Origin of the sequence: Pseudarthrobacter sp. NamE5, from assembly GCF_005796225.1 — a bacterium.
In the GTDB taxonomy this organism is placed as follows: Bacteria; Actinomycetota; Actinomycetes; order Actinomycetales; family Micrococcaceae; genus Arthrobacter.
Genome location: NZ_CM016730.1, coordinates 193,172 through 214,275, shown reverse-complemented (window position 1 = coordinate 214,275; position 21,104 = coordinate 193,172). Strand labels below are relative to the sequence as shown.

Here is a 21,104-nt window from a genome sequence, read left to right as displayed (position 1 = left end):
ATGCTGCAAGGTCCCGCCGCCCAATTGCGTGACTCCTAATCTAGACAGATGAGCCACAAGCGTGGAGGCCGCCACAAGTTTGGAAAGCCGGATGGCAGCGTTGACACGGATCGAAGTACTTGTTTGTCCATAGTTAGGAAAACGTCTACACCGGCGTCATAGGACTGCTCGACCAAGCGACGATCCAAACTGCCGGGAATTCGAGCCAGAGCGCAATCCACGCCCAGGTTCCGAGTGCGAGCCCAGTCAAATCGGTGATCTTCGTAGCCCCAATCTTGAATCTGGAAAGTCAAAGCTTCCTCAATGGCCGAAAGGGTTTCGTGCAGCCGTGCAATCTTTTCGGATTTGCCCGGGCGCCGCTGGTCTCGCCGTGCTCCTGGAAGTACAACGAAACGAATGTCCCGCACGAACCACAACTGGACGAGGTCGCCCAGCGCGTAGATGTCGCGTAAGTGTTCTGCGTCCGGATGATGAATCCTCACATCATCGATCAACCGCACACCATATTCCTGAATCTCTAGGACGGCGTTCGTATCTAAGCCGACAAGAAGTGGGCCGTGTGTGGAGGCGGATGCGCCAGGAAACACGCTCCGGTCGATGTCGTAACAAAAGCCATGCCCTCCATCCTCGATGGAACGAAGAGGATTGGCATCTAATTCGTCGGAATGATCATGGGCTGGCATCTAGGCGACAACCTTTTTTAGGATGGATTCGAGTTGAGGAGGCCCGCAATCACCGGTCGTTGACTGCATCGCGGAGGCTACTTTCTGAAGTCCTTCAAGTGGTGGTGCTCGAAGTACTTTCGAGACGCCGGATGGCTAGTCCAAAAGTCCAAATGCCGCCCAACAAGGTGTGTTTCCAAGTAGACAGCAACGGCACCAACATCGGGTGCTTTTGAGCTCACTTCTACGTATCCTTCGGAACTGACACCAATCAGGCCGCGTCCAAAAAGTTCGTCGCAACCGGGCTTGCAATTCGGCATCGCGATGTTCTCGAAATCCTGCTTCTCCCCGTCGGAACACTCGGAACGGCGTTTGATGTGTGCCGCAACGAGAAACTCAATGGGAAGGACCCGTTCGCACAATGCGCATATCCCGCTATTGCCGGGCAGGATGTACTTGCGGAGGTATGCCTGCTCTTTGCGTCTCAGAACGATAGCCTGCTCGTCTAGCTCGTCGAACTCCCGATCGGGCGTTTCTCGGGTCACAAGCTTTCTGCCGACGGGGGTAGCCGGTACTTGGACAGTCGGGTTAGCAGGGCTGTCCGGCAGATCAAGAAAGTCAACGACGGCAGCACTCGGCTCTAGTGCCAGGACCACGAACTCTTGGACGGACGCGTTCGGCTTTCTGCCAATGAGCACGTTGAGGGTAGGCGTGGGCATGACCAGATCGCGCGGTTCCAGAAGCGAGAACATGAACTCCCATGTCTGCCTGGTGCCATTCGCGGTGTTTGTTTCGCCCCAAAGGGATCTGGCCAATGCCTCGTTGCGGAAGGTGTAACTGACCTCCGCTACAGTGACTTTTCCACCGCCGTGAACGAACAACAAAAGGTAGTCACCAGGAGAAACCCGCTTCCAGCGACCTTCATTGCGACCGTCCTCTCCTGGTTTGGCACCCCAAAGCCGAACATCGCCCTTGTCCGCCAATGCCGATAGGGCTCGTCTGCTAGGGCAAGTTGTTTGCGGATACTGTTGAGCTGAACAGGCTTTGCCATGGTGGCCGCGTAGTGCAATTGTGCTGCCTTGTTAGCGCAAGGCTGCAGAACGACGTCGAACATGCCTTGTTAAACCCCCAGTCACGGGCCCTCTCAGTCTGGTCCCTTGAGCTGAGTGTATTTCCGTCGGGACCCCTTCGCCAATGTCAATGGGTAACGTGTCTGGTTCAGCTCAATCTTGTCTTTGAGGGCCTCCTCTAAATCAACGCCGCAGACATCAGCAATTCGCAAGAGGTACGAGAACACGTCGGCTAGTTCGTTGCGAAGATTCTGTGCATTGGTCTCTTCCTGCAAGTAGGCCTGAACTTCGTCATCGCGTGTCCATTGGACGAGTTCAGCCAGTTCCCCAGCTTCGCCACATAGGGCCAAAATGAGATTCCGCGGGGTATGAAACTGTTTTGACCTGGATCTCGGCGGTAACGGCACCGACGGCACCACCGGCGGGACAGGCGCCATCGTGGACGCGGTCATTGACCTGGATCTCGGCGGTAACGGCACCGACGGCACCAACGGCGAAACAGGCGCCATCGTGGACGCGGTCATTGACCTGAACCTCGGCGGTAACGGCACCGACGGCACCAACGGCGGAGCAGGCGCCCTCGTGGACGCGGTCATTGACTTGGATCTCGGCGGTAACGGCACCGACGGCACCACCGGCGGGACAGACGCAGGTGTTGACCTCGGTGTTGACCTGGGCACTGGTGGTAACGGCGGAGTAGATGCCGGCATCGATTTGGGTATCGACCTCGGTATCGGGGGCGGTAACGGAGGCACCGACAACCCGGGTAACGGAAACCCCGGCACGGAAAACCCTGGCAACGGAACCGACGGCAATGGAAGCGTCGATCCCGGCACAGACGGCAACGGCACAGTCGATGCCGGCACCGACAACAACCCCGGCACGGGTAACGACGGAACCAACGGCACTGGCACCAGTGCTGACGAAACCGGCACCGCAGCCTCCGGTAGCCGCAGCAGCTTCACTGCCGCTGCCGGTTCCACCGCCGTCGGCGCCGTGATCGGCACCGACTCTTCCTACCGGAGCAACACCACCGGTACGGCTGGTGCCCTGGCTAACACCGGCACGGACATCTCTCTCGTACCCTTCGCCCTGCTGCTGCTGGGCGCCGGGTTCCTCCTGCTCCGCAAGCGGAAGATTTCTTAGCAATAAATGCCTTTGGTCCCTGTCCCTGTTTCCTGTAACGGAAACAGGGACAGGGACCACGTCGCGCAGGCGCTTACTTTATCCCTCGGCCTTAAGGCAGGCCCCGCTAGTTGACGGTATATCCGTTATCGGCGCTCTAGGATAGGCGCTGGAGCGGCCCCAAACCCGGCCTTCTCCTTGCCTGACCGAAAGGTTCTGTCAGCTGCGGCAGCCGATGATCTGAAGGCCTTCCACCTTCGCGGATCGAATTACCGCTGACGTCCTAGCTTCCAAGAGTTATTCCGCATGCATAGCTGGCATTCTGCCGTTCACCAACAGTGGCATAATTAATGGGGATCTCACCGCTAAGGCGCAAATCTGTTGCTGTTGTAGTTGCCTGACGATTCATATCCCCCAGTTATCAGGGGTTCAGCGTATGACTGGCGGGTCCGCAACAGATCCGAGCAAACGAGGAAAGTTCCACTATCGCAAGGTATTCGCTCACCCAACGCCATGGCAATGCGTAGGGCGTCCCTGATACCCCGAAAAGTTAGTGCAAAGTCGTACCAACCCCCGAGAAGATTCTCGACGAGGTGAGTCGCTTCCGTACGGATGACAACGTACAAGTTCCGCATGAAAACCCTCCTCACCTTTGATCCCTCAGCACATCCATCTCATGGAACTGCAAACGAATAGTCGACTGCAGTGTTGGCGTGCCTCCACACTAATTCAGAATGAAAACCCCGCACACGACGATCGGGGACTCGGGTATGCGGTGAAACTTTTCCTCGCGCCTACAAACCCGTAAGACGTGTCTGTCCCACTTCCTTGTATAGGAACATCGTTGACACGACACGCATCCCGGCCTGCTGCCCTTTCCCCTCTGGGTGGAACTATCTGGCATGCTGGAGGGTGTAAGCAGCAGGATGTTTACCAGGCAGCGGGTTCGCATTTCTTTTGGAATGCGGCCCGTTGTTTTCCCCCACAAGAGCCAGTTCGGATGGGTTTGGTACCGTGGGATGGGTCCGGCCGGTTGCAGGTTCTTCCCCCGAGAAGGGCCTTCCGACGGGACGGCCAATTTATCCGGGGGAATACATGGGTTTACGAAACTTATTCACCAAATAACCAGCAACAGCCGGCACAACTGAACCGACCATCGTGGTCACCACTACCGGCGCCAGAACCGCTCACACCGGCCCAGCTGGAAGAGCTTCAAGAAGCGTGGGCCGAACTCGCCCAAGCTGCCGAAGGATCGGGGGTAACCAGCTTCCACGCCTGCACCCGCAACGGGAAGCGGGGGAGGAAGACCCCGAAGCCGTACTTCGGATGGCCGCCACCATCCGTGACATCCGGTTACGGCACGAGAAGAGCGCTGATCCAACAGGAGCGTAGTCGCCCAAGCAGCACATACCGGAACTGAACGATGCAACTGAACGCACGAATCAAAGCCGTTGAAGACTGCCGGTACTCCTTGTCCGTTGAGGGTACGGACTGGTCACCCGACTTCCGCAACACCTACCCCTGCAGCAGCTGGGCTGTCTGCGTTCAGGCAACAGCGGAGAGGTCCCTCACCAGGGCCAGAACCGACTTCCGCAGCACTTCAGCCCCATCCACGCTCAGGATGGATTCCGGGTGGAACTGCAGGCTGATGATCCCGGATGTCCGAAGGGCGTAGATCTCACCGGTGGCCGGGTCACGGGCGACATCAACATCGAGATGGTGCTTCCCTGAGTCATAGGCGCTGAACGAGTTGTAGAAGCCGACCCGGACTTCCTCCCCGAACAGGGAGATGATCCTTTGGCTGCCTTGGTTGGGCTGGGGCAGGCGCCTGACCTCAAAGCCGAGTTCCCGGGAAACCAGCTGGTGTGACAGGCACACAGCCAGGGTAGGGATTTCCCGTGTTTCTACTGCCCACCGGGCCAGTTTCCGGGCTCCGCTGATCCGCTCATCTGTTTCATCATCGGGGTCACCTGGACCGGGCCCAAGGACCAGCAGGTCGAAGCCGGCAAGCTCCTCGGGCGAGGGGCTCCAGGTAATCACAGTAACGTCCAGCCCGAGTGATCGCAGATGGGCCGCGAGCATGCCCGTGAAACGATCTTCGTGATCGACTACTACCGCTTTGAATTTGCCCGGGCCGGGGTCGAGCCTGCTGCTGGCGGGCTGCACCCAGAACCCTGCGACGTCGTTGACCCTTTCCTCCAGTATCTCGGCGGCCAGGGAGCGTAGGACTTTCTGGTTGGGCCTGGAGAACGCTGCCAGCACTCCGGAGGCCTTCGCCACTGTCTCAGCCGCCTCCATCGCCGGGTCCGAGTCCCTGACGATCGTCGAGCCAATTGGAATAGAGACTTCACCGGTGGTTTCAATGCACGCTGTCCGGATGAGGATGGCTGAATCAAAGCTCTCGTCCCCGCCGCCTGTCACATGCGCCAGCACCCCGCCCAGATAGTTTCTTGGGCTCAGGTCGTTGCGGTGAGCCATCCGGAACGCAGACTCAAGCGGGCTGCCAAGAACAGTCGGTGCTACCAAGGAACCGCGCAGGGCCGCCGTCCAGGGCAGTGAACTGTAACCGTGGATGTAATACTCTGTGTGCGCCAAATTGGACATGAAACGCAGGTTTGGCTCTGAAATCCACGGCCGGTCGTCACAGAGGTCCGACATGACCTTCAGTTCTTCATCAACCACCATGTACAGCTCATTGCGCTCTTTGGGGTCCTGAAGGAAGGTCCGCATGGAGCGTTCATCCGGTCCGCCCTTGGGATAACGGTATGTTCCGGAAATCGGGTTCATGGTGGTCAGGCCGTTTGAGTCCCTTTGCAGATGCACTTCCGGGCTGGCACCGATCAGGGTGTGGTCCGGGAAATGGACCAGGAACGTCCAATAGGCCCCGGCTTCACTACTGAGAAGCGACCGGAAAATCGACATCTCCGTATTCACGTTCCGGGAAAAAACGCGACCGCGGTACGTGCGGTGCAGCACGAAGTTGGACCCGTGGCCGGTCCGGATTTCGTTATCCACCACCGACCGGACCCGTTCTGCGTAATCCTCGTCGCTGACGTCGAAGTGTCCGTCATTGAGCCGGGTCTCTGACCCTTCGCCGGTTTTGAGGAAGTCCTCAACACTGCATTCCCCGTGGCTTCGTACCCGGATTGCGGAGACATGCTGACGGGCCAGCCGCTCGGGGCCGGACATCGGCCGGCTCCCCCAAAGCGCCTGGCGGAACGGCAGGGCAAGGACCATTTCACCGGACTCGCCCTGGGCCTGCTCGATGTCATCAAACAGAGCGGACTCGCCGTCGTACCGGTGTACAACACCGTCCTTCATGATCAGCGCGAAGGCGTCATCACGGTTACCTGTCATTGTTGCGTTCCCATTCATCCAGGACAGTTGCAGTCGGTGCCACCCGCGCAGAGGTGCGGGCCAGGTAGTGAAGAGTGTTCAGATGCTGGATTCGGTCGAAGTCAGCCACAGCGTCAGCCAGGACAAAAGTCTCGATGTCACGGGTGTAGGAATCCAAAGCCGTTGCCAGCACTCCGATATGAGCATAAATGCCGCAGATGACCAGCTGGCTCCGACCGGTCACGCGCAGATGCTCTTCCAGCGGAGAACGCGCGAAGGCCGAGTACCGCCACTTATCCAGCACGAGATCGCCAGAGTCGGGAGCGAGACGGTCAACAACACGACGGTGTTCGGGTGCAACCGTCATCCCCGGTCCCCAGAAATCCTTGAGAAGGCCGCGCTGCTCCGGTGTCATGCTTCCGGGCTGTGCTGTGTAAATGACCGGTATCCCGAGTTTCCGGGCCGTCGTGATGGCCCGCTCGATATTGTCGACCAGGCCGGCGGCAGGTTGTCCCTGGACATCGAAACGATGCAGGAAGTAGCGCTGCATGTCATGGACCAGCAGCGCCGACGTGACCGCCGAGGCCTGCCAGTGCACCACCGGTTCCGGATACTCATCGGGCCGTGGCGCGTCGTAGCTGATCGTTTGCGCCTGGTCCCAGTGGATGTTGGTCATGGCTACGCTCCGATCTGCCAGTGCTTCAGCACATCCAGTGCCTGCCGGACAGTCAGCCGCGGATCGCACAGCGTGGTGTACGGGTCGTTGCCGTACCGGGTCTCCTCTTCATTGACAAGGCATTCCCTGACGTCATCGATGGTCGTTTCCAGATGCACTCCCCCGACAATGACACCTGCGGCCTGTGAAATCTCCTGGAACCGGACCAGCTCGTGCCTGATGTCCTCCACGTACCGTGTCTTCCGTCCGTCAGCGGCGGTGACAGTGTTCGCGTGCATCGGATCACACAGCCAGATGACCGGCTGCCCCTGGCGTTGCACTGCCTCCATGAGCTCAGGAAGCTTATCGATCGCAGTACCCATACGGGCGATTAGCATCAGCTTCTCGGATTCCCGTTCCGGGTTGATAGCTTCAACCAGCTCAACCAGCTCCTCCGGAGTGGTCGTGGCCGCAACTTTGCAGCCGACCGGGTTGATTACAGCAGCCGCCAACGCCACATGGGCGTGGTCAACCTGGTTTGTCCGTGCCCCGATCCACACGGTGTGGGCTGATGTCAGCATGGCCCGTCCGTCGGAGGTGGGCCTCACCTGCGGAAGCTCGTAGTCCAGCACAAGCGCCTCGTGGCTCGTCCAGATCTGCTGTGCGGTCCTTGAACGCAGGTGTTCGGTGACCTGTTCCGCTGCCACCCGTGCCCTCACAAGACGCTCGGACTCGTGTTCCCGCGCCCTGGCCGAAGGATAAGGGTCATTCACCAGCGCTCCGCGGTATGTAGGGATCAGAGAACCGCTGACTGTTTCGTGGGTCTGGGAACGGGGCTTGGCAAACTGTCCGGCGATACGACCGATGCGCAGCACCGGCAGACCCGTGGTGTATGTAAGCAACTGACCCATGATGTCCAGGGCGAGCACTTTCTGTTCCACGACATTCGGAGAGGTATCGGTCATCGGTTCAGCGCAGTCACCTGCCTGAAGGATGATCGACCTGCCCTCAGCGACCTCCTGAAGCCTGCTCCTGAAATCAAGGATCTCAGCCTCCGTCACCAGCGGCGCCGACTCTTCGAGCGAAACGATGGCGTCGCTGAGTTTGTCATCGCCCCAGTCCGGCTGCTGCTGTGCCGGCAGCGCGGCTATGGTGTCCCGTATTTCTTCGATAGGGGTAATCAGGGCAGTGTTGTTGCTAGTCATTCGAGTCTCTTTCCAGTGACAAAAGTGGCAAAAAGGTTGAGTGAGCCGAGGCTGCTATCGAAGTCTGCTGTGATGCTCAGACGTGCTGCTCCTGGACCTGGTGCTGGACATCGGATGTCTTGGGAAGCCACCGGATGGCGAGGATTCCCAGTCCGAAGCAGATCACTGCGGCCGCGGCCGCGACTGAATGGAAGCCGGTGAGGAACGCAGCCTGTGCCTGAACGAACGCTTCTGATCCGACGCCCTGCCGGTCCAGGACTTCACCAATGCCGCTCTCTTCGCCGGGGTACACCGAACGGAAAACCACCGTTGCCAGTGACCCCAGCAGAGCGATGCCGAGGGCGTTGCCGATCTCGTTGCTGGTTTCGGCGATGGCGCCGGCGGATCCGGCCCGCGACTCCGGAACAGCTGAGACAGCGGTGTCGGCAACAAGGCTGAAGGAGATACCGAAGCCCACGCCGGCGACCATGGTTGAGGCCACGTAGAACAGCGCACCTGTGGTGTCGTTGGTGAACAGCAACAACAGCATTCCCAGCCCCATGCAGAAGTGACACAGCAGAAGGGCCTTGCGGGCTCCTACCTGTTCGACCAGACGCGGGGTCAGCACACAGGTGAGCGTCAGGACGATGGCGCCCGGGATGGCCAGCAGTGCAGCGTCCAGCACCGACAGGCCCAATACCGATTGGAGGTAGTTCATGCTCAGGTACGCCGCGGCGGACCACACGAACAGCGCGAGCAGTCCAGTCAGGATCGCCACGGCGAAGACGTGCTCTTTGAACAGGCCGGTATCGAGCAGCGGCAACTCCAGTCGCTTCTGACGGCGGATGAACACAACAGTCAACGCAATGCCGACGGCGATCATCACGGCGCTCTGGCCATCGATGCCGTATGTGGCAGCGTGCTTCACACCGTAAATTGCGACCAGCAGGCCGATGGAGGACAGAACCACGCTGAGCAGGTCGATCTTGCCAGGGCGGGAGCCGTGGACTTCTTTCAGCAGGACCGGCGCCAGAAAAAGGAACAGCACGATGACGGGGATATTGATGAGGAAGACCGAGCCCCACCAGAAATGGTTCAGCAGCAGGCCGCCGACGATGGGGCCGATCACGAAGCCGGCAGCGAATGTCGCAGCAAAGATACCGATCGCCCGGGCACGCTGGGCCGGGTTCTGGAACAGCTCACTGATCACAGCCAGGCAGGAAGGCAGGAGCGTCGCTCCGCCCACGCCCATCAGGGCGCGGGAGGCGATCAGCAGCTCCGGAGTGGGGGACAGTGCCCCGCACAGTGATCCGATGCCAAAGACGGTGGCACCGATGAGCAGGAGCTTTTTTCTTCCGAACCTGTCGCCAAGATTGCCGAAAGTGATCAGCAGCGAGCCGACAGCGAATCCGTAGATGTCCAGGATCCACAGGCTCTGGTCAGTGGTGGGCCGGATTGCCTCATTGATACTGGGCATGGCCAGGAAGAGGATTGACCCGTCCATGGCCACTACGAGGACCGGGCCCAGGGTCGCAATAAGGCCCCACCAGGACCTGCTTGGGGCGGAATCTGTCTTCTCTTTACTGCTCTGCGCGATGACATCCATGGTCCTCATGCTTGAAGATCCACAGGGCCACAACAAGGCCACAGTCTTGGGTACTCGCGGCCGTGGGTACACCCGCGGTGGGTATCCACAACAGGTGTACCGGCTGCCGCGACCAATTGCCGCTGTTCTTATATGGATCTACTTCGGCATCTTTGATCCGCAGGTCGAGCAGCTTACATGCCAAAGGACGGTCCTACGTTTACCCCGCGTGCCCATAGATCAGTAACTGCTCCTGATCATCGAGGTCTCAGCTCCTTCTGGGTGTACCAAACAGGGTTACCCTCACCCGCCCAATTGCCCTTCACACACGACTAGCCTGAAAAACATGAAAGGCACTCTCGGCAGTTTCCTGAAGACCCGGCGCAACAAGACCGATCCCGCATCCATCGGCCTGGATCCCGGAAACGCGCCCCGGCGAGTGCCCGGTCTCCGTCGGGAGGAGCTGGCGCGTCTGGCCGGCGTCAGCGTCGGCTACTACACCCGGATCGAGCAGGACCAGACCCGGACGGCATCAATGCAGGTGCTCGATGCGCTTGCTACCGTTATGAGGCTCGAAGACGCCGAGCGGGTCCACATGTACAACCTGGCCAATTCCACGTCGTCGTCATCGCGGATGGTGCGCGAGCCCGTGGAAAAACCGCACCGCAGGGTGCTTTCCCTCTTTGAGTCACTGCACGAGACCATCCCTGCTGTTGTCCTAGGACGGCGTGGTGACATCCTGGCCTGGAACCATTCCGGCCATGAGCTGCTCTTTGAGCACCTGCCCTTCGAGGTGCCGACGGACGTCAACCGGCGGCCTTCGGTTCCCCGGCTGTTCTTCCTTGACCCGCTTACCCGGGACCTGTACAGCAACTGGCACGAACTCGCCCGCATCCATGTGGCATACCTGCGGCTGACTTCGGGTCGCTATCCCACTGATGCCAGGCTTGCTGAGCTCATCGGCGAACTGGCCATGAAGAGCAGCGAGTTTGCCAGCCTGTGGGCCGAAGGCGACGTCGCCGATTGCACGGTGGGCAACATGCTGCTGGCGCACCCCACCGTCGGGGCCCTGGATGTTGACTACCAGGTCTGGCTGCAGCCGGAGTCTCCGGATCACCGGCTGGAAGTCTACACACCCAACGATGATGCATCCCGGGACGGGCTCAGCGTTCTGCCCAACAAGTTCCAGGCGCCCAGGGACGGTATCAGGCGGACAACGTTCACCGGGGCCAGCGGTTCTGCAGCCTCACAGCTTTCGATGGAGCACTGATAGATGCGTCTCAAGACCAGAATGATGTCAGCCTTCGCACATTTCGGAGATCGTCCGGCGCTGGCTGAGCGTCGGAACATCCCTTTGACTAACGACCAGCTCAACCACATGGACAACCGTGTCCTGGATACATTCGAGACCCTCTCCTACCGGGCACTTGGCTGGAGGGTGGCGGCGGTAGCAAACCAGCTGCAGGGCAGTGCTCCCGACCACACCCCTGTTAGGCCCGGGGAACGCGTCGCAATGCTGGGACACGCCGGGGTCGACTACACAACCGTTGACTTCGCCTGCAACCTTGCCGGCATTACAACGGTCCCGCTGCAGACCAGTGGCACCTTTGACCAGCAAAGTGCGGTCATTACCGAAACCAGCCCACGTACCCTGGCCGTCACGGTGGGCCTACTGGAACGCGCTGCGCTGCTCGTGGCTGCGCACCCTCATCTCGAGCGGCTCATCGTTCTTGACTACCGCGGTGGCGACACCGGACACCGGGATGCTGTTTCAGCCCTGGCCAAGGAGGTCTCGCTCCGGCCGGAGACGCTGGCCATTGACCTGGGCGGCGACGGCTTCGTGCCGGACCCCGAACAGATCAGCTCCGATGATGCCCTGGCGATGCTGCTGTACACCTCGGGCAGCACCGGCACACCCAAGGGTGCGATGTACACCCAGCGACTGGTCGCGGAGATGTGGGGCGGGGAAGGCTGGTCGGAGTTTTTCGCCGAAGCAGCCGACATCGCCAACTTCCACTACATGCCCATGAGCCACGTGGCCGGCCACTCCTCGATCAGAAACACTCTGGCCCGTGGCGGGGTGACCTGCTTTGCGTCCACGACCAACCTGTCCAGCTTCTTTGAGGACCTCAGCCTGGCCCGGCCCACTGAGCTGTCCCTGGTGCCCAGGGTCTGTGAACTCCTGCACCAGGAATACCAGGGCCGGCTCCACGACGCCGATGCTTCGATCGTGCTGGCGGACATGCGCGAAAACATCCTGGGCGGCAAGGTCCAGTGGGCCAGCTGCACCTCGGCTCCGGTGTCGGCAGAGTTGAAAAGCTTCATGGAATCCCTGCTCGGCATCGAGCTGCACGAGCTCTATGGCACGACCGAGATCGGCGGCGTCCTCGCCGACGGCCGGTTCCTGCGTCCCCCAGTCATCGACTACCGGCTCCAGGACGTCCCGGAGCTCGGGTACTTCTCCTCCGATCGGCCCGATGCTCGTGGAGAGCTGCTCATCATGAGCACTTCGACGGTGCCCGGCTACTACAACCGCCCCGAACTCAATGCTGAGATCTTCACCGGAGACGGTTACTACCGCACTGGAGACATCGCCGCGGTCGATCCCGAGGGCCGAGTGCGGATCATCGACCGCAAGAACGCCATCATCAAACTCTCCCAGGGAGAATTCGTCGCGCTACCATCACTGGAGGCCAGGTACGCAGCCGGAAGCGACGTCGTCCGCCAAGTCTTCCTCTACGGGGAAAGCGACCAGTCCTCCATCGTTGGTGTCGTCGTCCCCTCCGAAGATCTGCGGGCTGAACTCAATGACGATGAGGCAGCCATCCAAAAGAGGATCCTACGCGAACTCAGGAGCACCGCCGCTGACGAGAGTCTAAACTCCTATGAGATCCCGGCTGCGGTCCTCGTGGATTTCGAGCCCTTTAGCGAAGCCAACGGGCTGCTCTCGGACCACCGGAAGCCTGTACGGCCCCGCCTGACCGAAAAGTACCGGCCCAGGCTCACTGCCCTGTACCAAGAGATGAAGGCAAGCCAGGATGTACTCCTGGACTGGCTGGTGGCCCACGGTGCTGCCGATGAGACTGAGTCCACTGTGCGCACCGCGATCGCTGTGTCCCTGCAAAGCGATGTGAAAGACATCGCTTTAGCCGCCAAGTTCCGTGACCTTGGCGGAGACTCACTCACCGCGGTCTACCTGTCCCGGCTGTTTGAACAGATTTATGGCATCCGCGTGCCTGTGGACACCCTTGCCAGCGAGTCCTATACGATCGGGCAACTGGCCGGGTACATCGACGCCAAACGCTCCTCGTCCTCGGGTCGCCGTGACACAGTGTCTTTTGAACAGATCCACGGTGCTGAAGCCAGCCGCCTCCTGGCGGCTGACCTGGTACTCCCTAGGTTCTTTGAAGATGAACTTCCTGCCCCCGGCGAGCCGGCCATGCCAGGGGCCGCACAATCAGTCTTGGTTACCGGTGCCAGCGGCTACCTGGGCCGCTTTCTGTGTCTACAAAAATTGCGTGAATTTGCCGGCACCCGTCACCGGGTGACCTGCCTGATCCGGGCCAGTGACGATGCTGCGGCACGAACCCGCCTACGAAAGACGTTCTCCACAACCGAGTCTCTGCTTGCTGAATTCGATGCGCTCAGCGCCAATCTCGATGTCATCGCCGGTGATATCTCCGAAGACCGGTTGGGGCTCGGTGGCCCGGTATGGGAGCAGCTCTGTGACAACATCACCAGCATCATCCACGCGGGGGCGATGGTCAACCACGCTCTTCCGTACCGGGAGCTTTTCGCCTCCAACGTCAGCGGTACCGCCGGCATCATCCGCCTGGCTCTGACGGGTACGTTGAAGCCTGTGACGTTCATGTCCAGCATCGCCACGGCGCTCCTGACCGGACCTGCAGCTCCACTGGATGAGCCCTCAGACATCCGCCAGGCACTTCCGGAGATTGAAACAACCGGCGGCATTGTCGATGGCTATGCGGCAACAAAGTGGGCGGGGGAAGTCCTCCTGCGTGACGCCCACGACAGATACAACCTGCCCGTCACCGTCATCAGGTCCAGTATGATCCTGGCGCATTCCGAGTACCGGGGACAGATCAACGTTCCCGACACCTTTACACGGCTGCTGTACAGCCTGGTCCGGACAGGACTCGCGCCTGGATCCTTCTACAGCCACGACGGCGACCGCGCCCACTACGACGGGCTGCCCGTCGATGTCGTTGCTGCAGCTATCTCTTCCCTGTCATCCCAACGCCGGGACAGGCCCTTTTCCACCTACCACTTGGTCAACCCGTTTGATGATGGCGTGTCCTTGGACACAATAGTGGACTGGCTTATTGATATGGGCGTACCGCTGACCCGGATTGGGTCCTACGCTGACTGGTTCGCTAGGTTCACGGTGGCCCTGAATGCCTTGGGCAGGGACGACAAGCGCGCTTCGGTGCTGCCGCTGCTGGAAGGTTTTTCACGGCCGGAGGAGCCGTCCTACGGCTCGCTCATCGGATCTCAGGAACTTACTGTTGCCCTGGGTGCAGACCCCTCCGTCAACCTGTGCGGGCTGACTCCTGCGTTCCTCCTGAAGTGCGTCGATGACCTTGAGTATGTCTTTGGTCATTCGATTCACCGCGTTCCACTGGCGGCCGCCAGATGATCCGGTGAGGGCGGTGAAGGTGACGTTGGGGGACGCCTTCACCGCTGTTGCACGAAGTCACGACGTGCTGAAGCTTATCGACGGGCCACCGCTGGATGAGGCCGACGCGGAACGGCGCGGCCGGCTCGCCAGGGCGCAGGATCGTGAAGACTTCACCGCCGTCCGCAGAGCTGCTCTTCTTTTAATGGGACACCTGCGGGGTGTCCCAGCTTCGGCTCTTGAGATACATCAGCTATGCGATCACTGTGGGGGCCGGCACGGGCGGCCGCGCATTCCTAACACCGGCAACCTTGATGTGTCATGGTCCCATCACCAGGGAACGGTTGCCGTCGCCATCGGACCGGGGCGCATCGGCGTGGATGTCCTGGCAGCGCACCCACGGCCACCCTTGCCCTCCGCTGCGGTGATGACCCAGGTTGAAGCCCTGTTCAAAACCGGCGCTGGAACCCTTGATGACCTGCTACGCCAGGCGAGACGGCCCGGAGCGCCGGAACTCACCAGCCAGGTTCATTTCAGCGACACCAATCAGCGCGTGACTCTGCAAACCGTAGGGCTCCATAACGATGTAACCGTCTCTGTTGCCAGCACCTGCCGTACCCGCTTCGTCACGCTGGATTACCTCCGACGCAATGAGTGCTACTTCTGATTTTCGCCGTCCTGTGCCACCCAGCGTTGGACGCAACAATGATGCAGTTCCCAAAGCCCACCGACCCCTATCCAACCAAGCTGCCCGATTACACAGTGACGCCTGAGCAACGCCAGGGCGCTCAGTATTTTGCCTTGAGAAAATGACCGTTCAGTAAAAAGTTGGAGTGAGTGCGCATGGAAAAAAGCTTTGCATGGCATGGCCTAGTCGGGCTCCCGGTAGAAATCAGAAAAGACGGCAAGGCTATTGCCAGGGGCATAGTAGACGCTGCTATGCCAGATTCTTCAATAGTCTGGCTGGAACCGCAGGGAGCCCGGCACCGCACACTGTACGAGGCCGAGTCGAAGTACGAGGTTTGGATGGATCCTAACGTCGGTGCCACCAAGAAGCTGCAATAGGGTCTTGGCCCCGTTTTGAGCCCTCTGACAAGCTTGTTTTCTGCAACGTTCGGTCTCGGGGCACGAGGGCAGTCGGCTGACTCACAGGGTGATAGGTATCTCGGACGCATATGCTTCGTGCAGGATGCGAGTCAGCTCATCGGACTGTCCCCTCAGCGGAAAGTCACCAATGCGTGCGATCGGGATTCCCGGATTCGACGAGTTCATCACGGCGCCAGCGAGGTCCTCGGTCAGATCGGCGGTACGGATTCGGCGACTGACCTGCTTGATGTTGCGGGCGGACAGTTGGCGCTTCACGATCTGCATGGTGATCCCGGGGAGTACGTCAGCCTTGGGCCAGATCAGCGATCGCCCGTCCCAAAACGCAAGGTTCCATATTGTTGCTTCGCTGAGATATCCAGAGGCATCGGCGAATATAGCGTCATCGAAGCCGCGCTTATTGGCGCGGCGGAGAAATTGTGTCTTCGCGACTTCGCCTACATGTTTGACATGTGGAAGGTGCCGGGAGTGCATGACGACGTCAAGGGTTGGGGGCTCAGCTGATGGCATGACCGGGTCCGTGACTCTTGTGAGCACGTCAAGCTCGACTTTCCCGTGCGTCCGCATGAACTCCCCGGGTCGAGAGCTTACGAAGACAGTTAAGGTGACATCGGGTGGAGTTGAGGTTACGGCCGACGACAGGAGTTCGCGGATCTTTTTGTCTGGCAGGTGACATCCGAAGAGCTCATCGCTCGCATTGCGCAGGCGGTCGAGATGGAGATCAAGCCCTCGCACTGCTCGATCGCGAAGTTGCATGGCAGTGAAGTGCGCGTATCCCGCGAACGCCAGCGGGGCAAGGTCGTCGGCGGTGGCAGGCTTACCGTTGAAGCACGTTTTGGAGATCATGCTTACGAATGTAGGAGTTGACACTAGTGACAAAGGCAAAATCCGACGGGTTGCTCCGGGTTGGAGATCTCTCAGCACGTACCGGGGTCAGTGCCAGGCTGCTGCGCTACTACGAGAATCAAGGAATACTTCCGGCACAGCGGTCCTCGACCAAACAGAGGCTGTTCGAAAACAGCGCCATTCAACAGGTCTTGTACATACGTGAACTGCTTGCTGCAGGACTGCCCATCCGCATCATCCGTGACCTGATGGACTGCGTACACGAACCCGGCCGCCTCGACCCCTGCACTGTGCCCGTCCTTGTCGAGCACCTCAACGAATATGACGCTAGGATCGCCTCGCTCGTCACCACGCGAGCGTCGCTTCAGGGACTCGTCGACGCCTCAGCTGCCACACCCGTGGCTGCTCACTGATGTGCCCCGTTACCTTTTTCCTAGCTGTACTGCTCAGGGAGGTTAGTTAATCGGCTGGTTGGTGGATGGCCTCCGATTGCTGTGTGGTAGTGGTGTAGCCAGGCAAGGAGGTCGTTTCTGCGGGCTGATTCCGTGGCGTAGAAGCGCTTGAATGCCCATCCATCGGCGAGAGTTCTGTGAAAGCGTTCGATCTTTCCATTTGTCTGGGGGCGGTAGGACCAGTCATTGACCTATTACGTGTTGAATGCGTGGCTGCCCACTATTGAGCGGAGCCACGGAGTGTCTGATAGTACTGCCGGCCTGCACATGGCGCTCTTCCTGCTGGTGGGTGTAGGCGCCAGCCTCGGAACTGGAGCAGTCATGATGCGCCTGTCGGACCAGCGCGCTGTAGGACTCACCGGCAGCCTGCTGGCACTGACCGCTTTCCTGGGACTGGCAAGGGTTCCGGACCTGATGTTGCTGTGGGTCATTTGCGCAGCGCTTGCTTGCGGCAGTCTCATCGTTATTGCCCTTTCCTTGTTCAGCCTTCGGACCACCAACCACGCCCAGGCCGCGGGTCTCCCAGGGATGGCGCAATCCGGGGGTTACGCCATCGCAGGGCAGGACCTGTGGCTTTCGGCCTGCTCTACGACGCGACAGGTAGTTTCGAACTTCCGTTGCTCCTCGCAGCGGGGTGCATGGTAATCCTGTGTCTCTTGGCCGTCCTGGTGGGCCGTTCACGCACCATAGGGTGATGGGCCAGAGCTACGAGCGGTGGGGGTGCTGCGGGCAGCCGGGCATGGCTAGGAGTCCACGACCGACTGCCCGCACTGTTCAACACCCTGCACCTTTTTCCTGCAGGACAATGCGTCGCCGGTGGAGGGCGAATGCTATGGGATTAGTGCGGAGTTCAGCGGTGCTGGTCCAGTTTTGCCAGAAGGTCAGCGAGCTGCCTCCGCTCCCTTTTAGTGAGCGGTGCCAACAGCTCCTCCTCGGTTGCCAGGTGATGCGGAAGGGCAGCATCGACAAGACGTCTACCGACATCGGTAAGGTGGACCTTTTTGCCGCGGCCGTCGGCTTCGCTGGGCTCCCTGACAACCAGACCGTCAGCCTCCAATTTGTTCAGGCGTTGGGCGACGGCGCTGGAGGTGACCATGGTGCTTCCGGCCAGATCCTTAGGGGCAAGGGTAAAGGGCTCTCCGGACCTGCGCAGCGTTGCCAGGACGTCGAAAGAGGCCCGGTCCAGCCCGTGATCGGCAAAGTTCCTGGCCAGATGATCGTCGGCCTGCTTGGCTACCCGCGATATCCGTCCAATGACGGCCATCGGCGACACGTCCAGGTCCGGACGCTCGCGTCGCCACTGCGCAAGGACCGCCTCGACATGATCCGTCATTCCATCACTCTAGCTTTTTGCTAAGCGCTAAGCTAGCTTAGCTAAGTGCTTAGCAATAAATGGATGGTTGTGGCTCTGACCGCCGCCGCTCCCTGCGCCTGGGGAACGACCTACATCATCACCGCTGAACTCCTGCCGGCGGACCGGCCGCTGCTGGCCGCGGTCCTTCGATCCCTGCCGGCCGGACTGCTGATGCTTGCCCTGGTCAGGCGCCTGCCATCGAATAGTTGGTGGTGGAGGTCCTGCGTTTTGGGGATGCTGAATATCGGGGTCTTTTTTGCCTTGCTTTTCATTGCCGCCTACCGCCTGCCGGGCGGGGTGGCTGCCATGGTCGGCGCCGTCCAGCCGCTGCTCGTTGCCCTCCTCGCGTCGGTGTGGATCAGCGAAAAGCTGACACCGGGCAAGGTTTTTGCCGGCATTGCCGGGCTGACCGGGGTTGGGCTCCTAGTACTTCAGGCTCAGAGCCGCCTGGACGGACTGGGTGTCGCGGCCGGGCTGGGCGGAGCACTCGCGATGGCAGCCGGGGTCGTCCTGACCAAGAAGTGGGGGCCGCCGCAGAACCTCATCGCCTCCACGTCCTGGCAGCTCATTGCCGGTGGACTGCTTCTGACTCCGGTCACAATCCTCCTGGAGGGGGCTCCCCCATCAAGCCTTTCTATGCTGAACTTCATGGGTTACCTGTATCTGGGACTTATTGGCACGGCCCTCGCCTACATTCTCTGGTTCCGGGGGATCCATCTGCTGCCGGCATCAACAACAGCACTCCTCGGGCTCCTCAGCCCCCTGGTCGCAACCCTGTGTGGATGGGCACTACTGAATGAAACCCTTACTCCCGGGCAAATCATAGGAGCACTCATCATCCTCGCGACGCTCATTCTGGCCATCAGACCCAAATGCACCAGTGCCCGCGGGACGGTCACGCTCAGCGGGTTCATCAAGGAAAGGCGGAAGTCATCATGAGAATCGGGATCATCGGAGCCGGAGGAGTCGGGGCGTACTTCGCCTCCGCCCTCACCGTTGCCGGGCATGAAGTGCATGTCCTTTCCACACCCCGGCACGTGCAGCCCCTTACCGTTCAAGGACTGCGGCTGACAACCGGTGACGGGCAGGACAGCACGGTTGCCCTGGCCGGGGTGGCAACGGATGCGGAATCGATCGGTGGGTGTGAGGCGGTCATCCTGGCCTGCAAAGCAGGACAAGTGCATGACGCGATGACTGCTGCCGGTCCGCTCCTGGGCAAGAACACGCCGGTTCTCCCCCTTCAGAACGGGGTGACGGCAGCCGAACAGATACACCGGGCCGTGGGTGCCGGGCACGCCCTGGGCGGGGTGTGCATGATCATCTCCTACCTGGTGGAGCCAGGGCATGTTCATCATGTCGGCGGACAACCGGCTGTCACACTCGGCGAACTCGACGGCGCTGCTACGTCCCGCGTCCGTGATCTGAAGGCTGTGCTGGATGGCGCAGGTATCACAGCGACGGTTTCCAGCGACATCAGCACGGACATGTGGCGGAAGTTCATGCTCATCACCTCCTACGGCGGCGTCGGCGCCCTGTGCCGCAAGCCTGTCGGCGAGGTCCGCAGCCACCCTCACACCCGCAGACTCGTCCAGGATGCGATGGCGGAAGTGGCTGCAGTCGGAAGGGCGGCCGGGGCAAACCTGACCGAAGCTGACATCCAAATCACCATGTCGCAATATGATGCCTTCACCCCGGACAGCACCGCTTCGATGCAACGGGACCTCGCCGCGGGTCGCCCCTCCGAACTCGACGAACAAAACGGAACGGTCGTGAGGATCGCACAACACCACGGCATCCCAGCGCCCATTCACACCACGATCTACCGGACCCTCAGCATCCTCGAGAAAAGTTGAGCCCAGAACAAGTGCCGCCTCTCCTGGCCTATGCCGCACCGAGGCCGACAGGAGCCTGAGAAGCGCCACCGCACTCAGTCATAATCAGTGAAGAGCCTCGCCCCTATACACCGGGGCCAGCGGCAGGTACCATTTTCTTACTACGTGATGTAAGTCACGTGACCTGAGAGCAGCAGGCAGGGTCGTAATGAGCTGGCATCGATCGATGTCGGCTTTTTTTGTGGGCGGACTAGATCATAAGCCATGGGTAACGCATACCTATTTGTATTTTGGAATAATTTTTCCGCATTACGAAAGTTGAGTAAACGGCTATGAGCAGCAAGATCATCCTCGGCGAAAACCAGTACGGCAAGGCCGAGGTCCGGGTCGTCAAGATCACCCGAGACAGCGACCGCCACGAAATTGAAGACCTCAACGTCACCTCGCAGCTGCGCGGCGACTTCACCGCTGCCCACCTGGAGGGCGACAACGCCCACGTAGTGGCCACGGACACCCAGAAAAACACCATCTACGCCTTTGCCCGCGACGGCGTCGGCTCACCCGAAGCTTTCCTGCTGCGCCTCGGCGAGCACTTCACCTCCAGCTTCGACTGGGTCACCGGCGGCCGCTGGGAAGCCCAGTCGTACGCCTGGAACCGCATCCAGGCGCACGGCAGCGAACACGACCACTCGTTCGTCCGCAACGGCCAGGAAGTCCGCACCGCGGTCCTGGTCCGCGACGGCGCCACTGAGCACCTCATCTCCGGGCTCAAGGACCTCACGGTCCTGAAGTCCACGCAGTCCGGCTTTGTCGGCTATCCGCGGGACCGCTACACCACTCTGCAGGAAACCACGGACCGCATTCTGGCTACGGACGTCTCCGCCCGCTGGCGCTTCAAGACCGGGACCGACTTCAGCGCCCTGGACTTCAACAAGAGCTACGAGGACGTCAAGGCGCTCCTGCTCGAAGGCTTCACCGAGAAGTACTCCCACGCCCTGCAGCAGACCCTGTTCGACATGGGCGCCAAGGTCCTCGAAGCCCACAGCGAGATCGACGAGATCAAGTTCTCCATGCCCAACAAGCACCACTTCCTGGTCGACCTCACACCGTTCGGCCTGGACAACCCCAACGAGGTCTTCTACGCAGCTGACCGCCCGTACGGCCTGATCGAGGCCACCGTCCAGCGCGATGACGCAACCGCGGCTCCTGCCGCCTGGTCCGGCATCGCCGGCTTCTGCTAAAACCGCCGACTGCACCCGGCAG

The 21,104-nt window shown here is 60.4% G+C and carries 19 protein-coding genes and 1 pseudogene; 9 read left to right on the top strand and 11 right to left on the bottom strand.

Annotation, left to right across the window (positions count from 1 at the left end; genetic code table 11):
• Positions 1-35 precede the first annotated feature (35 nt).
• The 3 genes from FDW84_RS01105 to FDW84_RS01095 all read right to left on the bottom strand — a co-directional run bounded on the left by FDW84_RS01105 (position 36) and on the right by FDW84_RS01095 (position 2,169).
• On the bottom strand, positions 36-683 hold the full coding sequence (locus FDW84_RS01105; RefSeq protein WP_138605709.1) for a hypothetical protein: 648 nt from the start codon (positions 681-683) through the stop codon (positions 36-38).
• Positions 684-760: 77 nt separating this feature from the next.
• Complete coding sequence (locus FDW84_RS01100; RefSeq protein WP_138605707.1) at positions 761-1,645, bottom strand: hypothetical protein; 885 nt, start codon at positions 1,643-1,645, stop codon at positions 761-763.
• A 161-nt stretch (positions 1,646-1,806) separates the two neighbouring features.
• Positions 1,807-2,169 carry a nucleotide pyrophosphohydrolase gene (locus FDW84_RS01095; RefSeq protein ID WP_138605705.1) on the bottom strand — a complete coding sequence of 121 codons (363 nt, stop codon included), beginning with the start codon at positions 2,167-2,169 and terminating at the stop codon, positions 1,807-1,809.
• Position 2,170: 1 nt separating this feature from the next.
• On the opposite strand from FDW84_RS01095, the gene FDW84_RS01090 reads away from it, so the two are divergent.
• Positions 2,171-2,878: a hypothetical protein gene (locus FDW84_RS01090; RefSeq protein ID WP_171046601.1), complete on the top strand. Its 708-nt coding sequence runs from the start codon at positions 2,171-2,173 to the stop codon at positions 2,876-2,878.
• Positions 2,879-3,222: 344 nt separating this feature from the next.
• On the opposite strand, the gene FDW84_RS19945 is transcribed toward FDW84_RS01090, so the two are convergent.
• The 5 genes from FDW84_RS19945 to FDW84_RS01065 form a co-directional block, all read right to left on the bottom strand.
• On the bottom strand, positions 3,223-3,492 hold the full coding sequence (locus FDW84_RS19945; RefSeq protein ID WP_138605701.1) for a histidine phosphatase family protein: 270 nt from the start codon (positions 3,490-3,492) through the stop codon (positions 3,223-3,225).
• Positions 3,493-4,402: 910 nt separating this feature from the next.
• Positions 4,403-6,214: an anthranilate synthase family protein gene (locus FDW84_RS01080; protein WP_171046600.1), complete on the bottom strand. Its 1,812-nt coding sequence runs from the start codon at positions 6,212-6,214 to the stop codon at positions 4,403-4,405.
• On the bottom strand, positions 6,204-6,869 hold the full coding sequence (locus FDW84_RS01075; RefSeq protein WP_138605697.1) for an isochorismatase family protein: 666 nt from the start codon (positions 6,867-6,869) through the stop codon (positions 6,204-6,206). The genes FDW84_RS01080 and FDW84_RS01075 overlap by 11 nt, the downstream gene beginning before the upstream one ends.
• A 2-nt stretch (positions 6,870-6,871) precedes the next feature.
• Entirely contained in the window at positions 6,872-8,053 is a 1,182-nt protein-coding gene (locus FDW84_RS01070) for a 3-deoxy-7-phosphoheptulonate synthase (RefSeq protein WP_138605695.1), read from the bottom strand.
• Between the two features lie 76 nt (positions 8,054-8,129).
• On the bottom strand, positions 8,130-9,647 hold the full coding sequence (locus tag FDW84_RS01065; RefSeq protein ID WP_138605693.1) for an MFS transporter: 1,518 nt from the start codon (positions 9,645-9,647) through the stop codon (positions 8,130-8,132).
• A gap of 316 nt (positions 9,648-9,963) precedes the next feature.
• Between FDW84_RS01065 and FDW84_RS01060 the strand changes: the two genes are divergently transcribed.
• From FDW84_RS01060 to FDW84_RS01050, 3 genes are all read left to right on the top strand, one after another.
• On the top strand, positions 9,964-10,887 hold the full coding sequence (locus FDW84_RS01060; protein ID WP_138605691.1) for a helix-turn-helix transcriptional regulator: 924 nt from the start codon (positions 9,964-9,966) through the stop codon (positions 10,885-10,887).
• An 84-nt stretch (positions 10,888-10,971) separates the two neighbouring features.
• Positions 10,972-14,274: a thioester reductase domain-containing protein gene (locus FDW84_RS01055; RefSeq protein WP_171046599.1), complete on the top strand. Its 3,303-nt coding sequence runs from the start codon at positions 10,972-10,974 to the stop codon at positions 14,272-14,274.
• A gap of 19 nt (positions 14,275-14,293) precedes the next feature.
• Complete coding sequence (locus tag FDW84_RS01050) at positions 14,294-14,920, top strand: hypothetical protein (protein WP_138605687.1); 627 nt, start codon at positions 14,294-14,296, stop codon at positions 14,918-14,920.
• Between the two features lie 479 nt (positions 14,921-15,399).
• On the opposite strand, the gene FDW84_RS01045 is transcribed toward FDW84_RS01050, so the two are convergent.
• Positions 15,400-16,203: an aminotransferase class IV gene (locus FDW84_RS01045; RefSeq protein ID WP_138605685.1), complete on the bottom strand. Its 804-nt coding sequence runs from the start codon at positions 16,201-16,203 to the stop codon at positions 15,400-15,402.
• Positions 16,204-16,229: 26 nt separating this feature from the next.
• On the opposite strand from FDW84_RS01045, the gene FDW84_RS01040 reads away from it, so the two are divergent.
• Positions 16,230-16,616, top strand: a complete 387-nt coding sequence (locus FDW84_RS01040) for a MerR family transcriptional regulator (protein WP_240721306.1) — start codon at positions 16,230-16,232, stop codon at positions 16,614-16,616.
• A 20-nt stretch (positions 16,617-16,636) separates the two neighbouring features.
• On the opposite strand, the pseudogene FDW84_RS01035 reads toward FDW84_RS01040, so the two are convergent.
• Positions 16,637-16,831 (bottom strand): annotated as a pseudogene (locus tag FDW84_RS01035) (integrase core domain-containing protein); the annotation flags it as partial.
• Positions 16,832-16,895: 64 nt separating this feature from the next.
• Here FDW84_RS01035 and FDW84_RS01030 point away from each other — a divergent pair.
• Positions 16,896-17,300: an MFS transporter gene (locus tag FDW84_RS01030; RefSeq protein ID WP_138605683.1), complete on the top strand. Its 405-nt coding sequence runs from the start codon at positions 16,896-16,898 to the stop codon at positions 17,298-17,300.
• A gap of 205 nt (positions 17,301-17,505) precedes the next feature.
• Here the strand turns inward: FDW84_RS01030 and FDW84_RS01025 are convergent, their stop codons facing one another.
• The gene (locus FDW84_RS01025) at positions 17,506-17,988 is read right to left on the bottom strand and encodes a MarR family winged helix-turn-helix transcriptional regulator (protein ID WP_138605682.1); all 483 of its coding nucleotides are present in this window, start codon (positions 17,986-17,988) and stop codon (positions 17,506-17,508) included.
• A gap of 45 nt (positions 17,989-18,033) precedes the next feature.
• Between FDW84_RS01025 and FDW84_RS01020 the strand changes: the two genes are divergently transcribed.
• From FDW84_RS01020 to pucL, 3 genes are all read left to right on the top strand, one after another.
• The gene (locus FDW84_RS01020; RefSeq protein WP_240721305.1) at positions 18,034-18,948 is read left to right on the top strand and encodes an EamA family transporter; all 915 of its coding nucleotides are present in this window, start codon (positions 18,034-18,036) and stop codon (positions 18,946-18,948) included.
• Positions 18,945-19,862: a 2-dehydropantoate 2-reductase gene (locus tag FDW84_RS01015; RefSeq protein ID WP_171046598.1), complete on the top strand. Its 918-nt coding sequence runs from the start codon at positions 18,945-18,947 to the stop codon at positions 19,860-19,862. The genes FDW84_RS01020 and FDW84_RS01015 overlap by 4 nt, the downstream gene beginning before the upstream one ends.
• Before the next feature lie 311 nt (positions 19,863-20,173).
• Positions 20,174-21,082 carry a factor-independent urate hydroxylase gene (gene pucL, locus FDW84_RS01010; protein ID WP_138605676.1) on the top strand — a complete coding sequence of 303 codons (909 nt, stop codon included), beginning with the start codon at positions 20,174-20,176 and terminating at the stop codon, positions 21,080-21,082.
• Positions 21,083-21,104: the final 22 nt, after the last annotated feature.

Excerpts from the sequence above, each read along its gene's own strand:
- FDW84_RS01105 (WP_138605709.1), bottom strand. The coding sequence starts at position 683 with ATGCCAGCCCATGATCATTCCGACGAATTAGATGCCAATCCTCTTCGT.
- FDW84_RS01095 (WP_138605705.1), bottom strand. The coding sequence starts at position 2,169 with ATGGCGCCTGTCCCGCCGGTGGTGCCGTCGGTGCCGTTACCGCCGAGA.
- FDW84_RS19945 (WP_138605701.1), bottom strand. The coding sequence starts at position 3,492 with ATGCGGAACTTGTACGTTGTCATCCGTACGGAAGCGACTCACCTCGTC.
- FDW84_RS01080 (WP_171046600.1), bottom strand. The coding sequence starts at position 6,214 with ATGACAGGTAACCGTGATGACGCCTTCGCGCTGATCATGAAGGACGGT.
- FDW84_RS01075 (WP_138605697.1), bottom strand. The coding sequence starts at position 6,869 with ATGACCAACATCCACTGGGACCAGGCGCAAACGATCAGCTACGACGCG.
- FDW84_RS01070 (WP_138605695.1), bottom strand. The coding sequence starts at position 8,053 with ATGACTAGCAACAACACTGCCCTGATTACCCCTATCGAAGAAATACGG.
- FDW84_RS01065 (WP_138605693.1), bottom strand. The coding sequence starts at position 9,647 with ATGAGGACCATGGATGTCATCGCGCAGAGCAGTAAAGAGAAGACAGAT.
- FDW84_RS01060 (WP_138605691.1), top strand. The coding sequence starts at position 9,964 with ATGAAAGGCACTCTCGGCAGTTTCCTGAAGACCCGGCGCAACAAGACC.
- FDW84_RS01045 (WP_138605685.1), bottom strand. The coding sequence starts at position 16,203 with ATGATCTCCAAAACGTGCTTCAACGGTAAGCCTGCCACCGCCGACGAC.
- FDW84_RS01025 (WP_138605682.1), bottom strand. The coding sequence starts at position 17,988 with ATGACGGATCATGTCGAGGCGGTCCTTGCGCAGTGGCGACGCGAGCGT.
- FDW84_RS01015 (WP_171046598.1), top strand. The coding sequence starts at position 18,945 with ATGAGAATCGGGATCATCGGAGCCGGAGGAGTCGGGGCGTACTTCGCC.
- pucL (WP_138605676.1), top strand. The coding sequence starts at position 20,174 with ATGAGCAGCAAGATCATCCTCGGCGAAAACCAGTACGGCAAGGCCGAG.